Below are 17337 nucleotides of genomic sequence, written 5' to 3' on the forward strand. Positions count from 1 at the left end.
ATTGACGCTCGCACCCAGCAAATATGGGCTTTATCCTCTTAAGTTGACACCAATGAGCAATGCTGTGCCCCTACCCGCGTAGTCTATTTACCTGAAAATAGCTGTAAGTTCACGGACTGACGATCGCAGTTTTCATCGCCTGGAAAATATGACTCTGATCAACTACTCCTCTAACACCGGGCGCACTGTAAGTACCAGAGCTATCTGTGAACTGGAGCTTTTGTCCAAAGGATCGAGTCAGAGTTGATGAATAAGCACCCTGGTAGTAAACAGGTACAATCCGTCGGCTATGGCTACCCCAGAGGTACTTGTAATTTGGATCAGCTCCCCAGAAGTGACCAGCGTCTTTAGGGTTGTGCTTGTTGAAAGTGATGTCCTTAGCGTTATACTGCAAACCTCTAGCCTGATTAGGATCAGGATTGGGAGTTAGCTTTGAAACAAAGTCCTGATTCAGAGTCAGGTAGTGGTCATGGTCAGCAGTAACAAGCAGCAGGTTCTTACTCCAACCACCATGCTTGTTTACCCAACTAATCACCTCCTGGACTGCTTTATCAAAATCATTCATGGTACCGATTAGGTTATCCATGTTGTTGTCATGAGCAGACCAGTCTACATCACCTCCCTCAATCATCAGCCAGAAACCGTCTTTGTCTTTACCTAGAACTTTTAGAGCTGCTTTGCTCAAATCAGCCAAAGTCGGATTTTCGTTAATCTCTCTGGCGATAAAACTAGCATCGGTTTCACCGGGAGCCAGAGGACGGACAGTATCAGGTGTGGGGCCAGTGATTGGGTTCCCTGCTGCATCAACAACAGGAACACAATCCCCAACTGTGCCAGGAATGATCTTACCTGATGGACAGGGACTTACACTCTTAACAACGGAGCTATAGAGCGAGGCGTTGTTCAGACCTGTCAGACTGTAGTCTCCCTTAGAAGAGCTAGTAGGAAGGTTGCCTTCTTGTCCACGGGCACCGTATAGACCAAATAATTTGCCTCCCTTATTTGGGTCGATGTTAGCAGCCGTCTTTAGCAGTGTCTGAGTTGCATTTGGGCCACGTTCCAAAAAGGTATAGCCATAACGATTGGACTTAGGGTTATCACTGAGATGTTTGTAAGTGTCTTCTGTAATATAAGTGTAGTTAAAGACACCCTCTGCTGTAGTTGTACTACTTCTATTGTCAAAGTCTTTAGGATGACCGCCACCCAACAAAACATTAGGCTGAAAGTTTAGCAATGTCTGTTGCAGAATACTGTCTTGGTTAGTTTTGGTGGGGTCGTATTTACTGTCGTATTTGCTGCGACGATTTACAAAAGAAGCGGCAGCACCAGGCGTTGCGTGGCTAATGGGTACGGAAGTAACTAGTCCTGTAGACTTACCTTTTTCTTTGGCAATTTCCAGGATAGTTTTCAACTTTTTCTCGTAAATGTCTACACCCATTGCGTTGTTAAAGCTCTTTACGCCCGTATAAAGAGTAGTGGCGGTGTTAGCAGAGTCGGGATAACTGTGTTTGATGTACTCTTTGTCATAAGTACCAGGATTAGCAGGGGTCAGAGGAATCCAGGGAACAGGGCCGCCCTTAGTAGGGTCGTAACCTGTCAAATTACCATCTGCTAAACTGTTGCCATCAAGTCGATCGCCTGGATTAAAAGGAGTCGGCTGAAATGAGAAGTTAGGACGAACCGGACTTGCACCTGTGAATGTATCAGACCCATCCAGAGCAGAGTTAGTTGTTAGGTGGGGCTGATCTTTTGGCTTCTCTGGTGTATTTCCCTGAATCGTTGTGCCATAGGTGGTCACTAGTCCATATCCAGTTAGCTTTTGGAAGCTCAGACCTGAGCCTTTACCACTAGTGTAAAAAGGGGCACCTTTGGCAACTGCTGCGGCTCGTGCCAGATTCCAACCCATACCATCGCCAATCATGATAATTACATTAATTCCATTACCAGCGGCCATAGTCGGCTGAAAAACAGAATTACCAAATATCAGCAGAATGGTAGAGAGAAAGCCAACCATAGTCAAGGTTAGCGATCGCTTGTACTTTCGCAAAAATGAAATCATTTCAGTGCGCCTTAAAGTTAATTTGTTAGCCGTTAATACTGATAAAAATTGGGTTCTAGATGAGTAGCACTGAAGTCTGAGTACGTAGGAGTTACATCTAGCTGAGTAGAGGGTATTGTATGACTCTGGTTAGAGGCAGTTGCTGGTTGTTGATTCGATGTTCCGAAGAATAACAGGACTGCCAGAAACAGACCGGATATGAACCAAACTAATGTGCGTTTGTACTGTTTTAGTAATGAAATCATTTGGGATTTGGGAATTAAATTCATGATTGAGTAAACCTCTTAGTAAATAACCGATTAACAATCGTAATAATGCCAATAAGCATTATATTTAAATATTAATTTTAGGAAAAAATTTTGGTGTTTGATAGTGACATTAAACAAAAAAATAATTCTTGCTAGTGGTCTGCCAAGGAAACTTTGACCAGTAAATAAATTCTTCAATTTCTCTTCTTTCTTCCTTCGCGCTCTTTGCGTCCTTCTCCCAAGGAGAGACGCTAAGGGACTTCCAACTAAAAAAATATTCCATCGCATTAAGGCAGGGGAGCAGGGAGCTTTCTAGCATGGGGGAGGAATAGTCGTGTTGATTCCAGAAATTGGGATAATTTATTTTTTGGAAGTCCCTAACGCGAATGCGGTTCGTTCCTTTACCCTTCAAACTTCGCTTGACAGACTACTATTACAATATATATGAGCTATTCTTTTGGTTTTAATTTGTTTTACTCGCAGACAACATTAAAACTATATCTTGGTTAAATAAAGGATGAATTGGCATTAATGAAGGTTTTCTATAGCTAGTTAGCTGCAAAGTTATTTCAGCAATATTAAAGTTTGTTTGGAGGTGATCTTGCAACTGAGTAAGTAAGCGATCGCGTTCTTGGATAGTTGTACATTCAACAGTCAAATTGGCACAAAGCATTACCTTATTTGAGCTAATTGCCCAGATATGAAGTTTTTCTACTTCGACAACACCAGCAAAAGATTTGAGAGATATTTCCACTTCAATGGGATCAATTGATTGTGGTGCATACTCCAAAAAAATCTTCAGGCTTTCTTGGACTAGGGGTAAAGCACTTAAACCAGTAAAAGTTGCAACTACTAAACTAATAGCGACATCTGCCCACCACCAATCCCAAAGATGAACTGCTAAAGCAGCTATAATTACGCCAACAGAACTAGCAGTATCGGCGATGACATGAAGCAAAGCCCCCCGTAAGTTTAAGTCGTCGTGAGTGTGGGGATGAAGCAAGGTAATGTTAAGTAAATTTACGATTAAACCTAACACTGCGATTCCTAACATTGGTAAGCCCAAAATAGTTGCTGGATGTTGCCAGCGCCCAATAGCTTCCCATGAGATAAAAGTTGCGATCGCCACCAAACCTAATCCATTCAACAAAGCTGCTAAAACTTCGATACGCTGATGTCCGAATGTTGCCTGACTCTTAGCTGGTTGCTGTGCTAAGAAACTTGCAAATAGTGAGATTAGCAAGGCTGTAATATCAGATAATATATGTCCTGCATCTGCTTGTAGAGATAAACTTTGACTCCACAAACCCACACTCCACTCAGCAACAAAAAAACAAGCAAGTAAACCTAATGTTATCCACAACATTTTGGCTTTTTGCCGACTTCTAAGCACTTTTGTCGAAGTATCTTTGCACTTACATTTATCCCATTGAAGTGAAAGCATTACCCAAAAAAACCTTTAAATCTAAAGTATTGTCCTGAAAAATCTCCACCTTAAAAGTTGTGATGGGTCTGTTCTAAATTTAGAATGCTACGTTATCAAAGATTATCCTCAAATAGGCACTATATATTTCTGGAAATTACTCACTAATTTTTTATTCTAGAGATACATAATTTTAAATGCACTAATTTGCTAAGACTAAGAATATATAAAAATTATCTTGGTTAATTTAAGGGATAGTAATCGTTATGTTAAGAATGATAATTTAAGTAGGTAGGCGTAATTAAACATAAGATAAAACCTCACCCTCAATCACTCTCCGTGAGTTCGGAGAGGGAAGCCGGAGGCAGAGTTTTTCCAAAAATAATTAGCTACGAATTACGGATTACTAATTGTTTGACCTTTTCTGTTACCCAATCGACACGATCCTTTCCCCAGAATCTTTCGCCTTCCACTACCCAGGTTGGCACCCCAGGACAGCCAAATTGCTCGTATTCTGCCAAAGCTGCCACTGCTGCTTGTTGAGCTGCTTCGCCGTATACTAATTCCAGAATGCGATCGCCATTCAGCCCAACATCATTTGCAACTTTCTTAATCACAGACTCATCGTTGACATCAAGCAGGTCAATATACGACGCTCGAAAGAAAGCAGCATCAAGCAGATGCTCCTTCCCAGTTCCACAAGCAGCGTAATACGCTCTGGCCGGAAGTTCTTCACGACCAAGCTGCATTTTCTCCCAACGCTTCATCCATCTACCAAATTCTTCATACTCCTTGAGCCGAATTTCAATGCCGTACTTTTTCGCCCACCGCAGACAATCTTCTTTGTGATACGACGATAACAGGGCGCTTTCACTTCGTCCTTGCAGGTCAGCTACCTTTATACCTCGCTCCTTCGGTATGTATATTGGTCATCGTTCAATATCAACAGGTAAACCCCGCAATGCTTTTTCGGCAAGAGCAATACCAATATATGAATTTGACGAGTGGTATATCGAGTAGGAGTAAACTTTGATTCGCTGCCACATCTTGGCTCGCATAGACAACTAACTAATAATATTACGAATTAGCGAGTATTCAAGCATCGGAGTCCCCATGCTCAGTATCTGGTTGCTACAGTCGCGGTGAAAAATATTAAGCTGGTAAATAGCACGTTAAAACTTTAGCGGAAATTCGGAATCGCATTCATCGGCGGTTTAAAATTCTCCATTGGCGAACTACTTGTAATTACATTATGTTTGATGCATTATCTGACCGTTTGGAATCCGCCTGGAAAAAACTGCGGGGACAGGACAAAATTTCTCAATCCAACATTCAAGATGCTTTGCGCGAAGTGCGCCGCGCCTTGTTGGAGGCAGATGTCAACCTCCAGGTAGTCAAAGATTTTATTAGCGAAGTCGAAGCCAAAGCACAGGGAGCCGAGGTGATTACCGGCGTGCGACCTGACCAACAGTTTATCAAAATTGTTCACGATGAACTGGTGCAGGTGATGGGAGAAGAAAATGTTCCCATAGCAGAAGCCCAGGAAAAGCCTACTATTGTGCTAATGGCTGGGTTGCAAGGTACTGGTAAAACCACAGCTACCGCGAAGTTAGCCTTACATCTACGAAAATTAGATCGTAGCTGTTTATTGGTGGCGACAGACGTATATCGCCCAGCCGCGATCGACCAGTTGGTGACGTTGGGTAAGCAAATTGACGTACCAGTATTTGAACTAGGAAGCGACGCCGATCCCGTAGAAATTGCTCGGCAAGGTGTAGAACGCGCTAGGGCAGAAGGTGTAAACACAGTAATTATTGATACTGCTGGACGCCTGCAAATTGACGAAGAAATGATGGCGGAATTAGCCCGGATCAAAGCAACAGTCCAACCCCATGAAACTCTGTTGGTGGTGGACGCGATGACTGGTCAAGAGGCAGCTAATCTTACCCGCACCTTCCATGACAAGATCGGAATTACTGGGGCGATTCTCACCAAGTTGGATGGTGATAGCCGTGGTGGTGCAGCGCTTTCGGTGCGAAAGATTTCGGGAGCACCGATTAAGTTTGTGGGCGTGGGTGAGAAAGTCGAGGCACTGCAACCGTTTTATCCTGATCGCATGGCATCGCGGATTCTGGGAATGGGTGATGTTCTCACCCTGGTAGAAAAAGCCCAAGAAGAGTTTGACTTAGCAGATGCGGAGAAAATGCAGGAGAAAATCTTGTCAGCGAAGTTTGACTTTACTGATTTTCTCAAGCAGCTGCGGATGCTGAAGAATATGGGATCTCTGGGAGGCTTAATCAAGATGATTCCAGGGATGAACAAGCTCTCAGATGATCAGCTCAAACATGGAGAAACCCAGTTAAAGCGCTGTGAGGCGATGATTAACTCCATGACTCGCCAAGAACGCCACGACCCCGATTTATTAGCGAGTTCTCCCAGTCGGCGGCGGCGGATTGCTTCTGGCTCCGGCTATAGAGAGTCCGATGTTACAAAACTGGTGGGTGATTTCCAAAAAATGCGATCGCTCATGCAGCAAATGGGTCAAGGTGGCTTCCCTGGAATGCCGGGAATGTTCGGCGGTGGTGGCGGTATGGGTAATGCCTTCGCAGGTGCAGGTAATCGTCCCGCAGCCCCAGGATGGCGAGGTTATGGTGGTGACGCCCCAGGTACGAAAAAGAAAAAAACCAAAGATAAAAAGAAAAAAGGCTTCGGCAATCTTTAGTCATTGGTCATTGGTCATTGACTAAGGAATAAGAATTAAATAACATCCAATTTATGCCCTGGCTTACCTCACCCTCAATCCCTCTCCTTGTAAAGGAGAGGGAGGCTAGAGACAAGATGAAGTTTTGCATTTTATTTAATCCACGTTCCTAATGACAAAGGACTAATAGCAGCAAATGCTAGGCAGTGCTAAAATTAGCATTTCCACCTCAGAATTTATTAGCAAAGGAAAGTGACCCGCAATTTCTCGGCAGCAGCCAGTATTTGGGTTACTTCCTCGCTAACTAGTTGCTAACTAATATCTAACAATAGGAGAATGATTCTTCAACCATGATCAAACTGCGCTTGAAGCGATTCGGTAAAAAGCGGGAAGCAAGTTACCGCATTGTCGCCATTAACAACCTCGCTCGCCGTGATGGCCGTCCCCTAGAAGAGTTGGGATTCTACAACCCCAGAACCGATGAAGTGCGACTAGACGTTCCCGGCATCGTCAAGCGACTACAACAAGGCGCTCAACCCACCGATACCGTCCGTCGCATTTTAGTAAAAGCCAATGTTTTTGAACAGGTCAGTGCCACAGCCGCATCATAATTCTGGAATAATATCCCCAACAGCTAGTCCCAACTATCTTGGGCTGGTTCAGTTTTTGGTGCAGCCGTTTTTGGAATCTCCAGAGACTTTAAGCGTCGATTGTGAAATTTCTCAAGCCCTCAACCGGGTTTGGATTCGCATCGCCTTTGAAAGCACAGATAAAGGGAAAGTGTTTGGTCGAGGGGGACGAAATATTGAGGCGATTCGTACAGTAATTGCCGCAGCCGCAGCCGCAGCTGGGCAATCAACATACCTGGATATCTACGGCAGCACCACTCCGGGCCGCGAGGGTATGTCTTTTGATGAAGACACAGAGGAGCGATCGCCACCGCCAACTAGGAGAGAACCGCGTGGAAATGATGGACCTAGACCCATTGTTAAACCCCGCCTCCGCTAGGTTCAAACTAGAGAGCAAGTCTGAGCGGTTGTAGTTACCTCCGCTCAGAATTTTTATAAAAATGGAAAGTAGCAAAAAGATTTTTGGATCTTTTTTTGGACTCTTCACTAGTAGGGGCGTACACCAGTACGCCCCTACAGCCGATTAATTTGTTGCAAAGATTTTTCCAAAATGTAAGTAATAAAAGCGTAATTTCGCCCTTAACGATAAAATATTTACCTTTGTCAAAAACAGATCCTCACGAATTAAGAAATACTATGGCAGGTGCCTTAACAATTCAGCTGCCGAATATTGCTAGCGCGATCGCTCTAGCCGGGGATGGAGAAGAAAATCTCAAAATCTTATCTCGGCAAACAGGAGCCATTTTAGTGCTACGCGGACAGGAATTACTGATTTCTGGTACCGTTGGGCAAATTGATCTGGCTTCTCGATTAGTGCGATCGCTTGAAGACCTCTGGATTAAAGGCAATACTATTTCCAGTGCCGATATTTTAACAGCCCGTCAAGCCATTGATAGCGATCGGCAAGGGGAACTGCAAGATTTACAGCGAGATGTCCTCGCCAAAAGTCGCCGAGGTGAAGAAGTTCGGGCTAAAACCTTCCGCCAGCGTCAATATATCGACGCACTCCGTAAACGTGATCTCACCTTTGGTGTTGGGCCTGCTGGTACCGGTAAGACTTATCTCGCTGTGGTTGTCGCCGTGCAAGCACTCCTTGCTAACCAGTTTGAAAAGTTAATTTTAACTCGCCCTGCCGTCGAAGCTGGTGAAAAACTCGGTTTTTTGCCTGGAGACTTGCAGCAGAAAGTTAATCCTTATCTCCGCCCACTTTATGATGCTATTTATGAATTCATCGACCCAGAAAAAGTACCCAGTTTGATGGAACGCGGTGTGATTGAAGTCGCACCACTCGCCTATATGCGGGGACGCACCCTCAATAACGCCTTTGTAATTGTGGATGAAGCTCAAAATACTACACCCGCTCAGATGAAAATGGTTTTAACTCGTTTGGGTTTCCGTTCGCGGATGGTGATTACAGGCGACATGACGCAAACTGATTTACCACTTCACCAACAATCGGGTTTAGGAGTGGCTTTACAAATTCTAAAACACGTTGAAGGCATTGCCTTTTGCGAATTTTCCCAAAAAGATGTCGTGCGCCATCCTCTAGTTCAGCGCATTGTCGCGGCTTATGAACAATACGAAAAATAAGCATTGGGCACTTGTACTGAGCGAAGCCGTTGGCGTAGCCTCTCGTAGAGAAGTATTGGGCATTAGTTAGGACTCATCGTTTAACAAATGACAAAGGACAAATGACAAATGACCACAACATTAAAAGAATTTTTAGCCGCGTGTGAAAATTTAGGAACTTTGCGTTTAATTGTTACTAGCAGCGCTGCTGTATTAGAAGCACGAGGCAAAGTAGAAAAGTTATTTTATGCAGAATTGCCCAAAGGTAAATACGCGAATATGCACACCGAAGGCTTTGAGTTTCACTTAAATATGGACAAAATTATTCAGGTTAAATTTGAAACGGGTGAAGCGAAGAGAGGCAATTTTACAACCTATGCCATCCGGTTTTTAGATGATAAACAAGAATCTGCTTTAAGCCTATTTTTGCAATGGGGTAAACCGGGAGAATATGAACCAGGACAAGTGGAAGCTTGGCAAGTTTTACGGGAGCAATATGGGGAAGTTTGGCAACCTTTACCAGCAGAGATTTAATACAGATAATGAGTAAAGACTTCGTAACAAAAGAAGAATTAACAAAAAAGCGTACACCTAAAGAACTTAGAGAATGCTTTGAGTGCAAAATTGAAGAAATTATTCAACAAGAGGGTGGTAAAAAATCTCTACGAATGAGAAAAGGTCTGTGTAAAGAGTTCATTGAGGAAGTTTATCCACTCAGCATTCTTGCATCTATTGAATTTGAAGATAGGAATGATATTATGCTCCAGCCTGTAATTGGCAATCAAAATTATGACGCATTAATATTTGAAAACGAATCTTCTTCTTTAAGTATGCTTGAAATTACGCAAGCTCAAAGTAATGATGACTACTTGAAGCGCGAAATGCTTGATGAAAAGGGTTATGCTCCTATATCTGGGTGTATTAAGAAACAAGGTACTAAAAATACAAGTATAAAATTTGAGAGCAACTTAAGCACAAGACACCCGGAAAATTTCAACGAGCAAAACAAATTGATTAGTGAGGCTTTAAGCAAAAAAAATGAAAAGGGATATGATAGCAGCACATCACTTTTGATTATGTTTCAAGATATAGGTGTAGGAGCGCCAGATGAAGAATATGTGAGGGAAAAAATTAACCGCTTTATTAAAGACGAGGTAAGCTCGAAAGAAATTCTATTTTCAGCAGTTTACTTTGTGAGTTGGTCTAAAAAGCATGGTTATATATTCGATTTTTGTTTATAAGGTTGGATATGAAAGAGTATTCTGCCATTCAATATATAGTAGAATTATCTTTCATCAAAACGTCTCATTAACTTTGTTGTCCGTAACGTTAATAAAAAAAATTGCCATTAAATAAAAAATATTAAGTGAGATTTGATAAGGTACAAGTAGACCTGTTGTATAACTATTTTTCTATCTCGCGCCAAGACGCAAAGAAAAATGCGAAAACAAGGACTTTTACAAGAAATATAAGAAAAAAATAAACAAAAACTACTGATGCTTGTAATGAAGGTAATTTGGAGCTTTTGCTTGCTGCTTTTATTCCTCCTGTGGAGTGGTGAAGCTCTTGCAGGCGAGTTATCTGAACGGTTAGCAAATTTTCCTCAATGGGAAAAATTAACTTCAGTAAAACCAGCTTCGGGAGATTTGGTTTACCCTGAATGGATGGCTGGTTATTGGCAAGTTACAAGTACTTTGGTAGATTTAGCTGCACCTTTAGCACCAGATATCATAACTCCAGGGTTTGAAGGTAATCGCCGACAATTAAATCAGCCTGTGAGTTTTGTAGTAAGATTTGTGAAACAACAACCACATATTCCTGGGTTCAAAATATTTCCTCAGATAGATTACAAATCCCCAATTTTAGTTACAGATAGAGCGTTTAATAGCTTGAATTTGGCACGGGCTTATTTAGGGAATGAAGCAGTATTATTAGTCAAAGTAGATCCAGATTCACCTAATCGTCAAATTACGTTCTTGCGTAGCAGTCGCCAACTAGTTTCTATTGTGACTGCACGCGCCACAGAAACTACCTCTGATGGCAAGTTCATCACCACAGAAGTATTTCAACAACTATTTAAAGGCGGTTCACGCCCCTACTTAAACTCTGTAGAATCTACCACCGCTTATCATAAACTTTCACCAGCTAATCCGGCGATTGAGGCAGATCAAGTTACTGCTGTCTATCTTTCACCCCAAGATCCAGATTATTTTAAAGCTGGTTCTCAACCAGTTGCTCTCTATCGCTATCGCTTAGAATTTGTCTTTGTACAAATACCTACTACTTCAAAGTAGTGATTTAAACGTATAACCCTTGACTATCTTGTATTACGTTTGTAATATATAAATTCCAAGTTTCCGATCGCGCCCTTGGGCAGTGTGCATTATGGCAAAATTTAGAGATATTCTCAAATACTACGATCGCTATCGAGCGCTGATGATTTTCAGTATTGGCGCAGCGAGCCTTTTTGAAATAATTGATTTGGTGGTGCCTTATGCCACAGGGCAAATTTTAAACGTACTTTCGGGACAACCCCTAGATCGTCCTATAGAGAATGCGATCGCTGCAATTAGCAACCTCACGCAACTACCACCAAATCGAATACTATCGCTAGGGGTGCTAATGAGTATAATCTTCTTAGTAACCGTTGCCAGAGCGCCAATTCAAATCTGGTCAACTTGGTGGTTTCATTGGGATATTGCTTTACGTACCCGACGAGACAACTTCACAAAGGCGATAATAAAAATACTCACTCTACCTATAGAATTTTACGATGAAAATAACCCAGGACGTATTGCCGGGAAAATTTCTAGAGGTTTAGAAAATCATACCTGGGCTTATCCAGAAATTGCTGGACAATTGATTCCCAAGCTATTCCGAATCTTAGGAATTTTTATAGTTATCTTGTTGATTGAGTGGCGCATTGCCATATTATTTCTGATTTCGTTCGTAGTCATTCTCAGCTTCACCCTCAGAGATTTAAAGCAGCTGATGGAACAAGAACGACGGCTAGATAAATACATGGAAAATACCCAAAGCCGCAATTCAGAAATTATCACCAACATCAAAACAGTTAAAGCATTTGCAACAGAAGCGCTAGAACTGAAACGGCAAAAACAAAGGCTTAACCGAGAGTTTAACGTAGTAGATTACCGCATCCATCTTGGTTATGTGAAGCTGGGTAGTTTTAGAACGACAATCATTCAATTTTGTGTGTTTACAGTCTTAGGTTTGACCCTTGCAGCTACGCTAAAAGGTCAGATTTCTTTGGGACACTTTATCACCACTTTAACAGTTTCCAGCATGGCTTATGCCGAGTTGGAACCCATCAGCAACCTCGCTGAGATTTTTGCTCGTCGTTATGCCTCAATGTTGGGGTATCACGAATTTATGCAGCAACCAACCGGGGTAGATGCAGTCAGTTTAGAAGAAAGTACATCAGCCTATAGTTTCACTGGGAAAGTTGAGTTGTCGCACCTCAGTTTTGGATATGATGCCAGCCGTCAAGTTTTGCAAGATATCAACTTGTTGATTGAGCCATACCAAACAGTGGCATTAGTGGGGCGTTCCGGTTCTGGTAAGTCTACTTTAGTAAAGTTGCTGTTGCGATATTTTGAACCTCAAGAAGGTCAAATTCTGATTGATGGTCAAGATATTCGCACTTTGGATGTGAGTAAGTATAGACGAAGGTTAGCGATCGTTCACCAAGAAGTAGACGTTTTTAACGGTACCATATTGGATAACCTCACCTATGGGAGGAGGAATGCCAGTTTGGAGGAGGTTCGGCAAGCCTGTAAGATTGCCAGAGTCGATGAAGTAGTGCAGCAATTACCCCAAGGTTATTACACCGTCGTCGGGGAACGAGGTGTCAGATTATCTGGAGGACAAAGACAACGGTTGGGAATTGCCAGGGCGTTGCTAGTAGAACCAGACGTACTAATTTTTGACGAAGCCACCTCTAGCTTAGATTATGAGTCTGAGCGTTCAATTCAGCTAGCGATGCGATCAATTCAGGGCACTTGCACCACCATCGTCATTGCCCATCGTCTTAGTACAGTGCGAGAAGCTGATAAAATTGTGGTGCTGGAGCAAGGAAAGATTGTAGAAGTGGGTAGCCACGATGAACTCTTGCGTCACGAGGGTATTTACCGCCGCTTGCATTCCCTGCAAGAAACAGGAGAACTCCTGAGTTAGGCGACATAAACATTTTAGATTTTGGACTTTCCTGCGGAACGCTACGCATAGCTTGCTTCTCCGCAGGAGTACGGCTACGGTTCCATCGAGCGACTTGTGCTGAGCGCAGTCGAAGTAAGTCGAGAAGCTCAGTCGAACGATTTTAAATTTTAGATTGACTGCACGAATGAATCTGCTTCATTAAATAGACCTTATTTTCAATTGTCCCCAACAGTATGGGGTACGGGGAGCTACGCCTACGCCAATTATACTCTCCGTAGAATCTGGTTTTAAATAAGACTTATTTTAATCAATAAAAAAATTTGACATATTAATAACACAAAATTGACATAAACTAAATTAAACCTTTTGAAAAAAGCAGCAGTCTAAATTTATAAATCAGTCCAGTTAAATTGCTGAAAATCAACTCTCAAAAGATTTAACTGACTTAATCCCAGATAGTTGAACAAAGGAAAATTAGTTATGAAACGGATGCTTGCAGGTGTATTAGTTGCTTTACCACTGTTCATTGCTGCCATGCCAAAACAGGCATCAGCATTAGTAATCGATCTTGGTGGGCATCATCATCATCAAAGGTGGATTCCTGGGCATTGGGACAGAATACATCACCATAAGGTATGGATTCGCGGTCACTATGAACGTTAGTAATGAATTTAGCTAAATTCACAACCACCTCTATCCAATAATTTTTTTATTAGATATAGGTGGTGAATTAGCATAGTTTAAATCAAGGTAACTTTGCTAGATAAATAAGTTAGTAATAAGGACTTTAGTCTATATTTTAAGTACTGAAATGCTTACTACGTACTAGGCAAATTTACTGTGAAAATTCACAATCCTTAACATTTAAACGTTAACACCCTTTTATTTATTGTTTAGACTCCATAAAGGGAGCGGTAGAGCCGTAAATAATCCATTTTTCACTACTAGAATACTAATCAGTAATCGAAGTCTATCCAATAAGAAAAAACTAAGATTTACTCTTATCGGCTTCTTTCTGCGCCGCCTCACTGTATTTCTTATATAGTTGAGTCCGAATCTTAGCTTCCTGATAACGGGTGTGATTTTGTGGCACCGTCCCCATTAAATCTGAAGCCCGTTGCCACTTAGCAGCGATATCTAACCACTGAGTTGAGGTTGTGGCTGTTTTACCAGATGCAGAAGCTTGATTGGCAATTCGCACAGATATTGGAAATGGGTCATCAGATGGCTCAGAAAGACTATTGTTAGCAGCATGGGATGCTGTTTGGACTTTCTGATCGCTAGTATTTTCTGTAGTTAAAGATTTGGAAGTTTCTAGTTGCATTAGGTTTTTGAGTTTATTACCTAACTGGGCATAAACAACCCAACCAAGCAACAACAGTGAACATAAACCAGCTGCTGCTAATATCCTTTTTTTAGGTTTATTTTTGTGTTTTTCTTTGTTAATGAGTACTAAAGGACGAGAGACTGAAGTTTTAGGAAAATTTGGTTTTCCTAGTTCAGCTTGAGCTTCTGTGAAATCTTTAATTAGTTGCTTTAGAATATTAGGCTGAATTAATGTAATTTCCTGTGACCAAAGCAATTGGTTTTCGCGATCGCTATTTATTTCCTTTAACCAAAGTAATTGTTGTTCCCGAACAATCCGACTATTGATATTGACTCGGCGAATTTGGCGCGGGGCGATGGATTCAAGAATTTGCTGGATTTGTTCGACGAGGGGAGATTGGTCAAGTTGCTCTACTCTAGCCGCTTCGCACAGAAGTTGTAAGACACCATCAGAAAAAATGGCTCTAGTTCTGACACCAGACTTCGCTAGCTTTTCGTTCAATAGCTGAATAATCGCAGCAACGCTACCTTGGTGAGCTTGCCAAGCGATATCGTTTATCCGGTCTACCACATGAAATTTAGTGATAGCTCTTCCACCCTGAGTGATTAACGTACTCATTAATTTAGGGACTCTTTTCTACTGACCTTGATCTTGCCTTCGATTTTACGAGTAAAAAGATGAGTTGCCAAATAAAATCCTAAATATAGAACCTTGCTTTTCGATTCGCCAATCTCAGAGACTTTCGCTGATATTTCTAGAACTGCTGAGTAAACGAAGGGGGTAGGGTCGCAGGAGGAAGAATAACTAATGCCAATGCCCCATGCCCAATGCCCCGATCTTTTTGCAAGTGTATAGTTTACAAACCAAACAAAATAGCTGTATCGGGATACTTTTGTGAGGAATTATCGCTTATTTTGCCTTTTTTCCACAATGGCAAGATTATTTTGCACAGCGATCGCTACATTAGAAGATATATAAACAAAAATCATTGTTGGTTTTTATTCATCCGCAGTTCAGACAAAAACATGAGTGCAAGTACCATTATTTCCGACAATCCCCTACTTCAAGGCATTGGTTTACCTCCCTTTGCAGAGATTAAACCAGGACGAGTAGTACCAGCCTTCAATCAGTTGCTGGCAGAACTCGACCAGCAGCTTGCCATGTTAGAGGCTAGTGTAGAGCCTACTTGGAGTGGTTTAGTAGAACCCTTAGAAAAGCTGACAGAACGGCTTACTTGGAGTTGGGGGGTGGTGAATCATTTAATGGGTGTTAAAAATAGCCCAGAACTGCGCGAAGCTCATGAAATCGTACAGCCACTAGTTGTGCAATTTATCAACAAGCTCGGTCAAAGTCAACCCATCTACAATGCTTTTAAAGCACTCCGTGCCAGTGATAGTTGGACAACTTTAGAATTAGCCCAACAGCGCATTGTCGAAGCCGCCATTCGAGATGCACAACTTTCTGGTGTTGGCTTAGAAGGAGAAGCAAGAGAGCGTTTCAACGCCATACAAATGGAGTTAGCAGAACTTTCTACCAAATTCTCTAACCATGTACTTGATGCCACTAAAGCCTTCAGCTTAACCCTGACAACGCAAGCGGAAATTGACGGTTTACCACCAAGCTTAGTGAGTTTAGCAGCCCAAGTAGCTCGTGTTGCTGGCGAAAGCAACGCCACACCAGAAAATGGCCCCTGGCGGATTACTCTGGACTTCCCCAGCTATGGCCCTTTCATGCAGCACAGCACCCGTCGAGATTTGCGCGAAAAGCTCTACAAAGCTCATATCACCCGCGCTTCTGCTGGCGATTTGGATAACAACCCCTTAATTGAGCGCATTTTGAAGTTGCGCCAAGAACTTGCAGAGATACTAGGCTTTAAAAGTTTTGCCCAATTGAGCCTAGCGAGTAAAATGGCTCCCAACGTTGAGGCAGTCAACGCCCTGTTAGAAGAACTACGCCGCGCTAGTTATAATGCTGCTGTTAAAGACTTGGCAGAACTCAAAGCTTTTGCAGCAGCACAGGGAGCAGCAGAAGCTACGGATTTAAAACACTGGGATATCAGCTTTTGGGCGGAACGCCAACGAGAAGCAAAATTTGCCTTTACCTCTGAACAATTGCGTCCCTACTTCTCCCTTCCCCAAGTCTTAGACGGCTTATTTGGACTAGTCAAGCGGCTGTTTAGCGTCACTGTCACCTCTGCCGATGGTCAAGCACCAGTATGGCATGAGGATGTGCGTTATTTCCAAATTGCTGACGAAACTGGTTCTCCCATAGCCTACTTCTACTTAGACCCCTATAGCCGTCCAGCCGAGAAACGCGGTGGTGCTTGGATGGATGTGTGCATCAATCGGGGCAAAATCACTGAAAATGGTGTCACTGCCATCCGCTTACCTGTAGCTTATTTGGTGTGTAATCAAAGTCCTCCCGTAGATGGTAAACCTAGTTTGATGACTTTCTCGGAGGTAGAGACTTTGTTCCACGAGTTTGGTCATGGATTGCACCACATGCTGACCAAGGTTGACTATTCTGGAGCCGCAGGTATCAATAACGTGGAGTGGGATGCAGTAGAACTACCTAGTCAGTTTATGGAAAACTGGTGCTATGAGCGACCCACTTTGTTTGGAATGGCGAAACATTACGAAACTGGGGAAGCCCTACCGGAGCATTATTATCAAAAGCTGCTAGCGGCGCGTAATTATATGAGTGGTACTGCTACGTTGCGGCAGATCCACCTGAGCAGTCTTGATTTAGAACTACACTATCGCTATCGCCCTGGTAGTAATGAAACTCCCTCAGAGGTGCGTCATCGCATAGCCAAGACTACTACCGTTTTACCACCACTTCCAGAAGATTCTATTTTGTGTGCTTTTGGACATATTTTTGAAGGTGGTTATGCAGCAGGCTACTACAGTTACAAGTGGGCTGAGGTATTGAGCGCTGATGCTTTTGCCGCTTTTGAGGAAGCTGGGCTAGAAGATGAAGAAGCGGTAAAAGCTACAGGTCGGCGTTATCGGGATACGGTGCTGGCACTTGGTGGCGGTCAGCATCCAATGGAGGTGTTTAAAACTTTCCGGGGTCGTGAACCAAGTACGATCGCTTTGCTCAGGCACAATGGTTTAGTCAGTGCTGCTGTAAACTAAACAACACCTCTGTAGGGAGGTTGCAATGCACATGCGTGTCAACTTACAGCGATTTTCAGGTAAATAGA

Annotated in this window: 15 protein-coding genes; 10 read left to right on the top strand and 5 right to left on the bottom strand. The window is 42.7% G+C overall.

The features are described from left to right. Positions 1-109 precede the first annotated feature (109 nt). From HWQ38_RS19810 to HWQ38_RS19825, 4 genes are all read right to left on the bottom strand, one after another. Positions 110-2059, bottom strand: coding sequence for an alkaline phosphatase (locus HWQ38_RS19810; protein WP_292796773.1), 1950 nt, complete (start codon positions 2057-2059; stop codon positions 110-112). A 32-nt stretch (positions 2060-2091) separates the two neighbouring features. After that, entirely contained in the window at positions 2092-2328 is a 237-nt protein-coding gene (locus HWQ38_RS19815) for a hypothetical protein (protein WP_292796776.1), read from the bottom strand. A gap of 442 nt (positions 2329-2770) precedes the next feature. Further along, complete coding sequence (locus HWQ38_RS19820) at positions 2771-3673, bottom strand: cation diffusion facilitator family transporter (RefSeq protein WP_292796779.1); 903 nt, start codon at positions 3671-3673, stop codon at positions 2771-2773. Between the two features lie 446 nt (positions 3674-4119). After that, a complete protein-coding gene (locus tag HWQ38_RS19825) occupies positions 4120-4656 on the bottom strand; it encodes a DsbA family protein (RefSeq protein ID WP_366933327.1) in 537 nt (178 codons plus the stop codon). 326 nt (positions 4657-4982) lie between these two features. On the opposite strand from HWQ38_RS19825, the gene ffh reads away from it, so the two are divergent. The 9 genes from ffh to HWQ38_RS19870 all read left to right on the top strand — a co-directional run bounded on the left by ffh (position 4983) and on the right by HWQ38_RS19870 (position 13468). Then, positions 4983-6452, top strand: a complete 1470-nt coding sequence (gene ffh, locus HWQ38_RS19830) for a signal recognition particle protein (protein WP_292796782.1) — start codon at positions 4983-4985, stop codon at positions 6450-6452. Between the two features lie 329 nt (positions 6453-6781). Beyond that, the gene (gene rpsP, locus HWQ38_RS19835; RefSeq protein ID WP_012409382.1) at positions 6782-7042 is read left to right on the top strand and encodes a 30S ribosomal protein S16; all 261 of its coding nucleotides are present in this window, start codon (positions 6782-6784) and stop codon (positions 7040-7042) included. Continuing rightward, positions 7005-7439, top strand: coding sequence for a KH domain-containing protein (locus tag HWQ38_RS19840; RefSeq protein WP_292796785.1), 435 nt, complete (start codon positions 7005-7007; stop codon positions 7437-7439). Before rpsP ends, HWQ38_RS19840 begins: the two co-directional genes overlap by 38 nt. A gap of 257 nt (positions 7440-7696) precedes the next feature. Further along, positions 7697-8650: a PhoH family protein gene (locus tag HWQ38_RS19845; RefSeq protein ID WP_292796788.1), complete on the top strand. Its 954-nt coding sequence runs from the start codon at positions 7697-7699 to the stop codon at positions 8648-8650. 108 nt (positions 8651-8758) lie between these two features. After that, the gene (locus HWQ38_RS19850; RefSeq protein ID WP_292796790.1) at positions 8759-9163 is read left to right on the top strand and encodes a ChuX/HutX family heme-like substrate-binding protein; all 405 of its coding nucleotides are present in this window, start codon (positions 8759-8761) and stop codon (positions 9161-9163) included. 8 nt (positions 9164-9171) lie between these two features. Next, entirely contained in the window at positions 9172-9870 is a 699-nt protein-coding gene (locus HWQ38_RS19855; protein WP_292796793.1) for a hypothetical protein, read from the top strand. Between the two features lie 255 nt (positions 9871-10125). Further along, complete coding sequence (locus HWQ38_RS19860; protein WP_292796796.1) at positions 10126-10923, top strand: DUF6816 family protein; 798 nt, start codon at positions 10126-10128, stop codon at positions 10921-10923. Between the two features lie 91 nt (positions 10924-11014). Next, positions 11015-12823, top strand: a complete 1809-nt coding sequence (locus tag HWQ38_RS19865; protein ID WP_292796799.1) for an ABC transporter ATP-binding protein — start codon at positions 11015-11017, stop codon at positions 12821-12823. 462 nt (positions 12824-13285) lie between these two features. Next, positions 13286-13468, top strand: coding sequence for a hypothetical protein (locus HWQ38_RS19870; RefSeq protein WP_292796802.1), 183 nt, complete (start codon positions 13286-13288; stop codon positions 13466-13468). Positions 13469-13793: 325 nt separating this feature from the next. Here HWQ38_RS19870 and HWQ38_RS19875 read toward each other — a convergent pair whose 3' ends face one another. Next, positions 13794-14750 carry a hypothetical protein gene (locus tag HWQ38_RS19875; protein WP_292796805.1) on the bottom strand — a complete coding sequence of 319 codons (957 nt, stop codon included), beginning with the start codon at positions 14748-14750 and terminating at the stop codon, positions 13794-13796. A 407-nt stretch (positions 14751-15157) separates the two neighbouring features. Between HWQ38_RS19875 and HWQ38_RS19880 the strand changes: the two genes are divergently transcribed. Further along, on the top strand, positions 15158-17269 hold the full coding sequence (locus HWQ38_RS19880) for a M3 family metallopeptidase (RefSeq protein ID WP_292796864.1): 2112 nt from the start codon (positions 15158-15160) through the stop codon (positions 17267-17269). Positions 17270-17337 lie beyond the last annotated feature (68 nt).

Origin of the sequence: Nostoc sp. NMS7 (genome assembly GCF_017115085.1) — a bacterium.
Taxonomy (GTDB): domain Bacteria; phylum Cyanobacteriota; class Cyanobacteriia; order Cyanobacteriales; family Nostocaceae; genus Nostoc.

Coding starts and splice junctions, on each gene's coding strand:
- HWQ38_RS19880 (WP_292796864.1), top strand. CDS start 15,158: ATGAGTGCAAGTACCATTATTTCCGACAATCCCCTACTTCAAGGCATT.
- ffh (WP_292796782.1), top strand. CDS start 4,983: ATGTTTGATGCATTATCTGACCGTTTGGAATCCGCCTGGAAAAAACTG.
- HWQ38_RS19855 (WP_292796793.1), top strand. CDS start 9,172: ATGAGTAAAGACTTCGTAACAAAAGAAGAATTAACAAAAAAGCGTACA.
- HWQ38_RS19850 (WP_292796790.1), top strand. CDS start 8,759: ATGACCACAACATTAAAAGAATTTTTAGCCGCGTGTGAAAATTTAGGA.
- HWQ38_RS19820 (WP_292796779.1), bottom strand. CDS start 3,673: ATGTTGTGGATAACATTAGGTTTACTTGCTTGTTTTTTTGTTGCTGAG.
- HWQ38_RS19845 (WP_292796788.1), top strand. CDS start 7,697: ATGGCAGGTGCCTTAACAATTCAGCTGCCGAATATTGCTAGCGCGATC.
- HWQ38_RS19840 (WP_292796785.1), top strand. CDS start 7,005: ATGTTTTTGAACAGGTCAGTGCCACAGCCGCATCATAATTCTGGAATA.
- HWQ38_RS19870 (WP_292796802.1), top strand. CDS start 13,286: ATGAAACGGATGCTTGCAGGTGTATTAGTTGCTTTACCACTGTTCATT.
- rpsP (WP_012409382.1), top strand. CDS start 6,782: ATGATCAAACTGCGCTTGAAGCGATTCGGTAAAAAGCGGGAAGCAAGT.
- HWQ38_RS19875 (WP_292796805.1), bottom strand. CDS start 14,750: ATGAGTACGTTAATCACTCAGGGTGGAAGAGCTATCACTAAATTTCAT.
- HWQ38_RS19810 (WP_292796773.1), bottom strand. CDS start 2,059: ATGATTTCATTTTTGCGAAAGTACAAGCGATCGCTAACCTTGACTATG.
- HWQ38_RS19815 (WP_292796776.1), bottom strand. CDS start 2,328: ATGAATTTAATTCCCAAATCCCAAATGATTTCATTACTAAAACAGTAC.
- HWQ38_RS19860 (WP_292796796.1), top strand. CDS start 10,126: ATGCTTGTAATGAAGGTAATTTGGAGCTTTTGCTTGCTGCTTTTATTC.
- HWQ38_RS19865 (WP_292796799.1), top strand. CDS start 11,015: ATGGCAAAATTTAGAGATATTCTCAAATACTACGATCGCTATCGAGCG.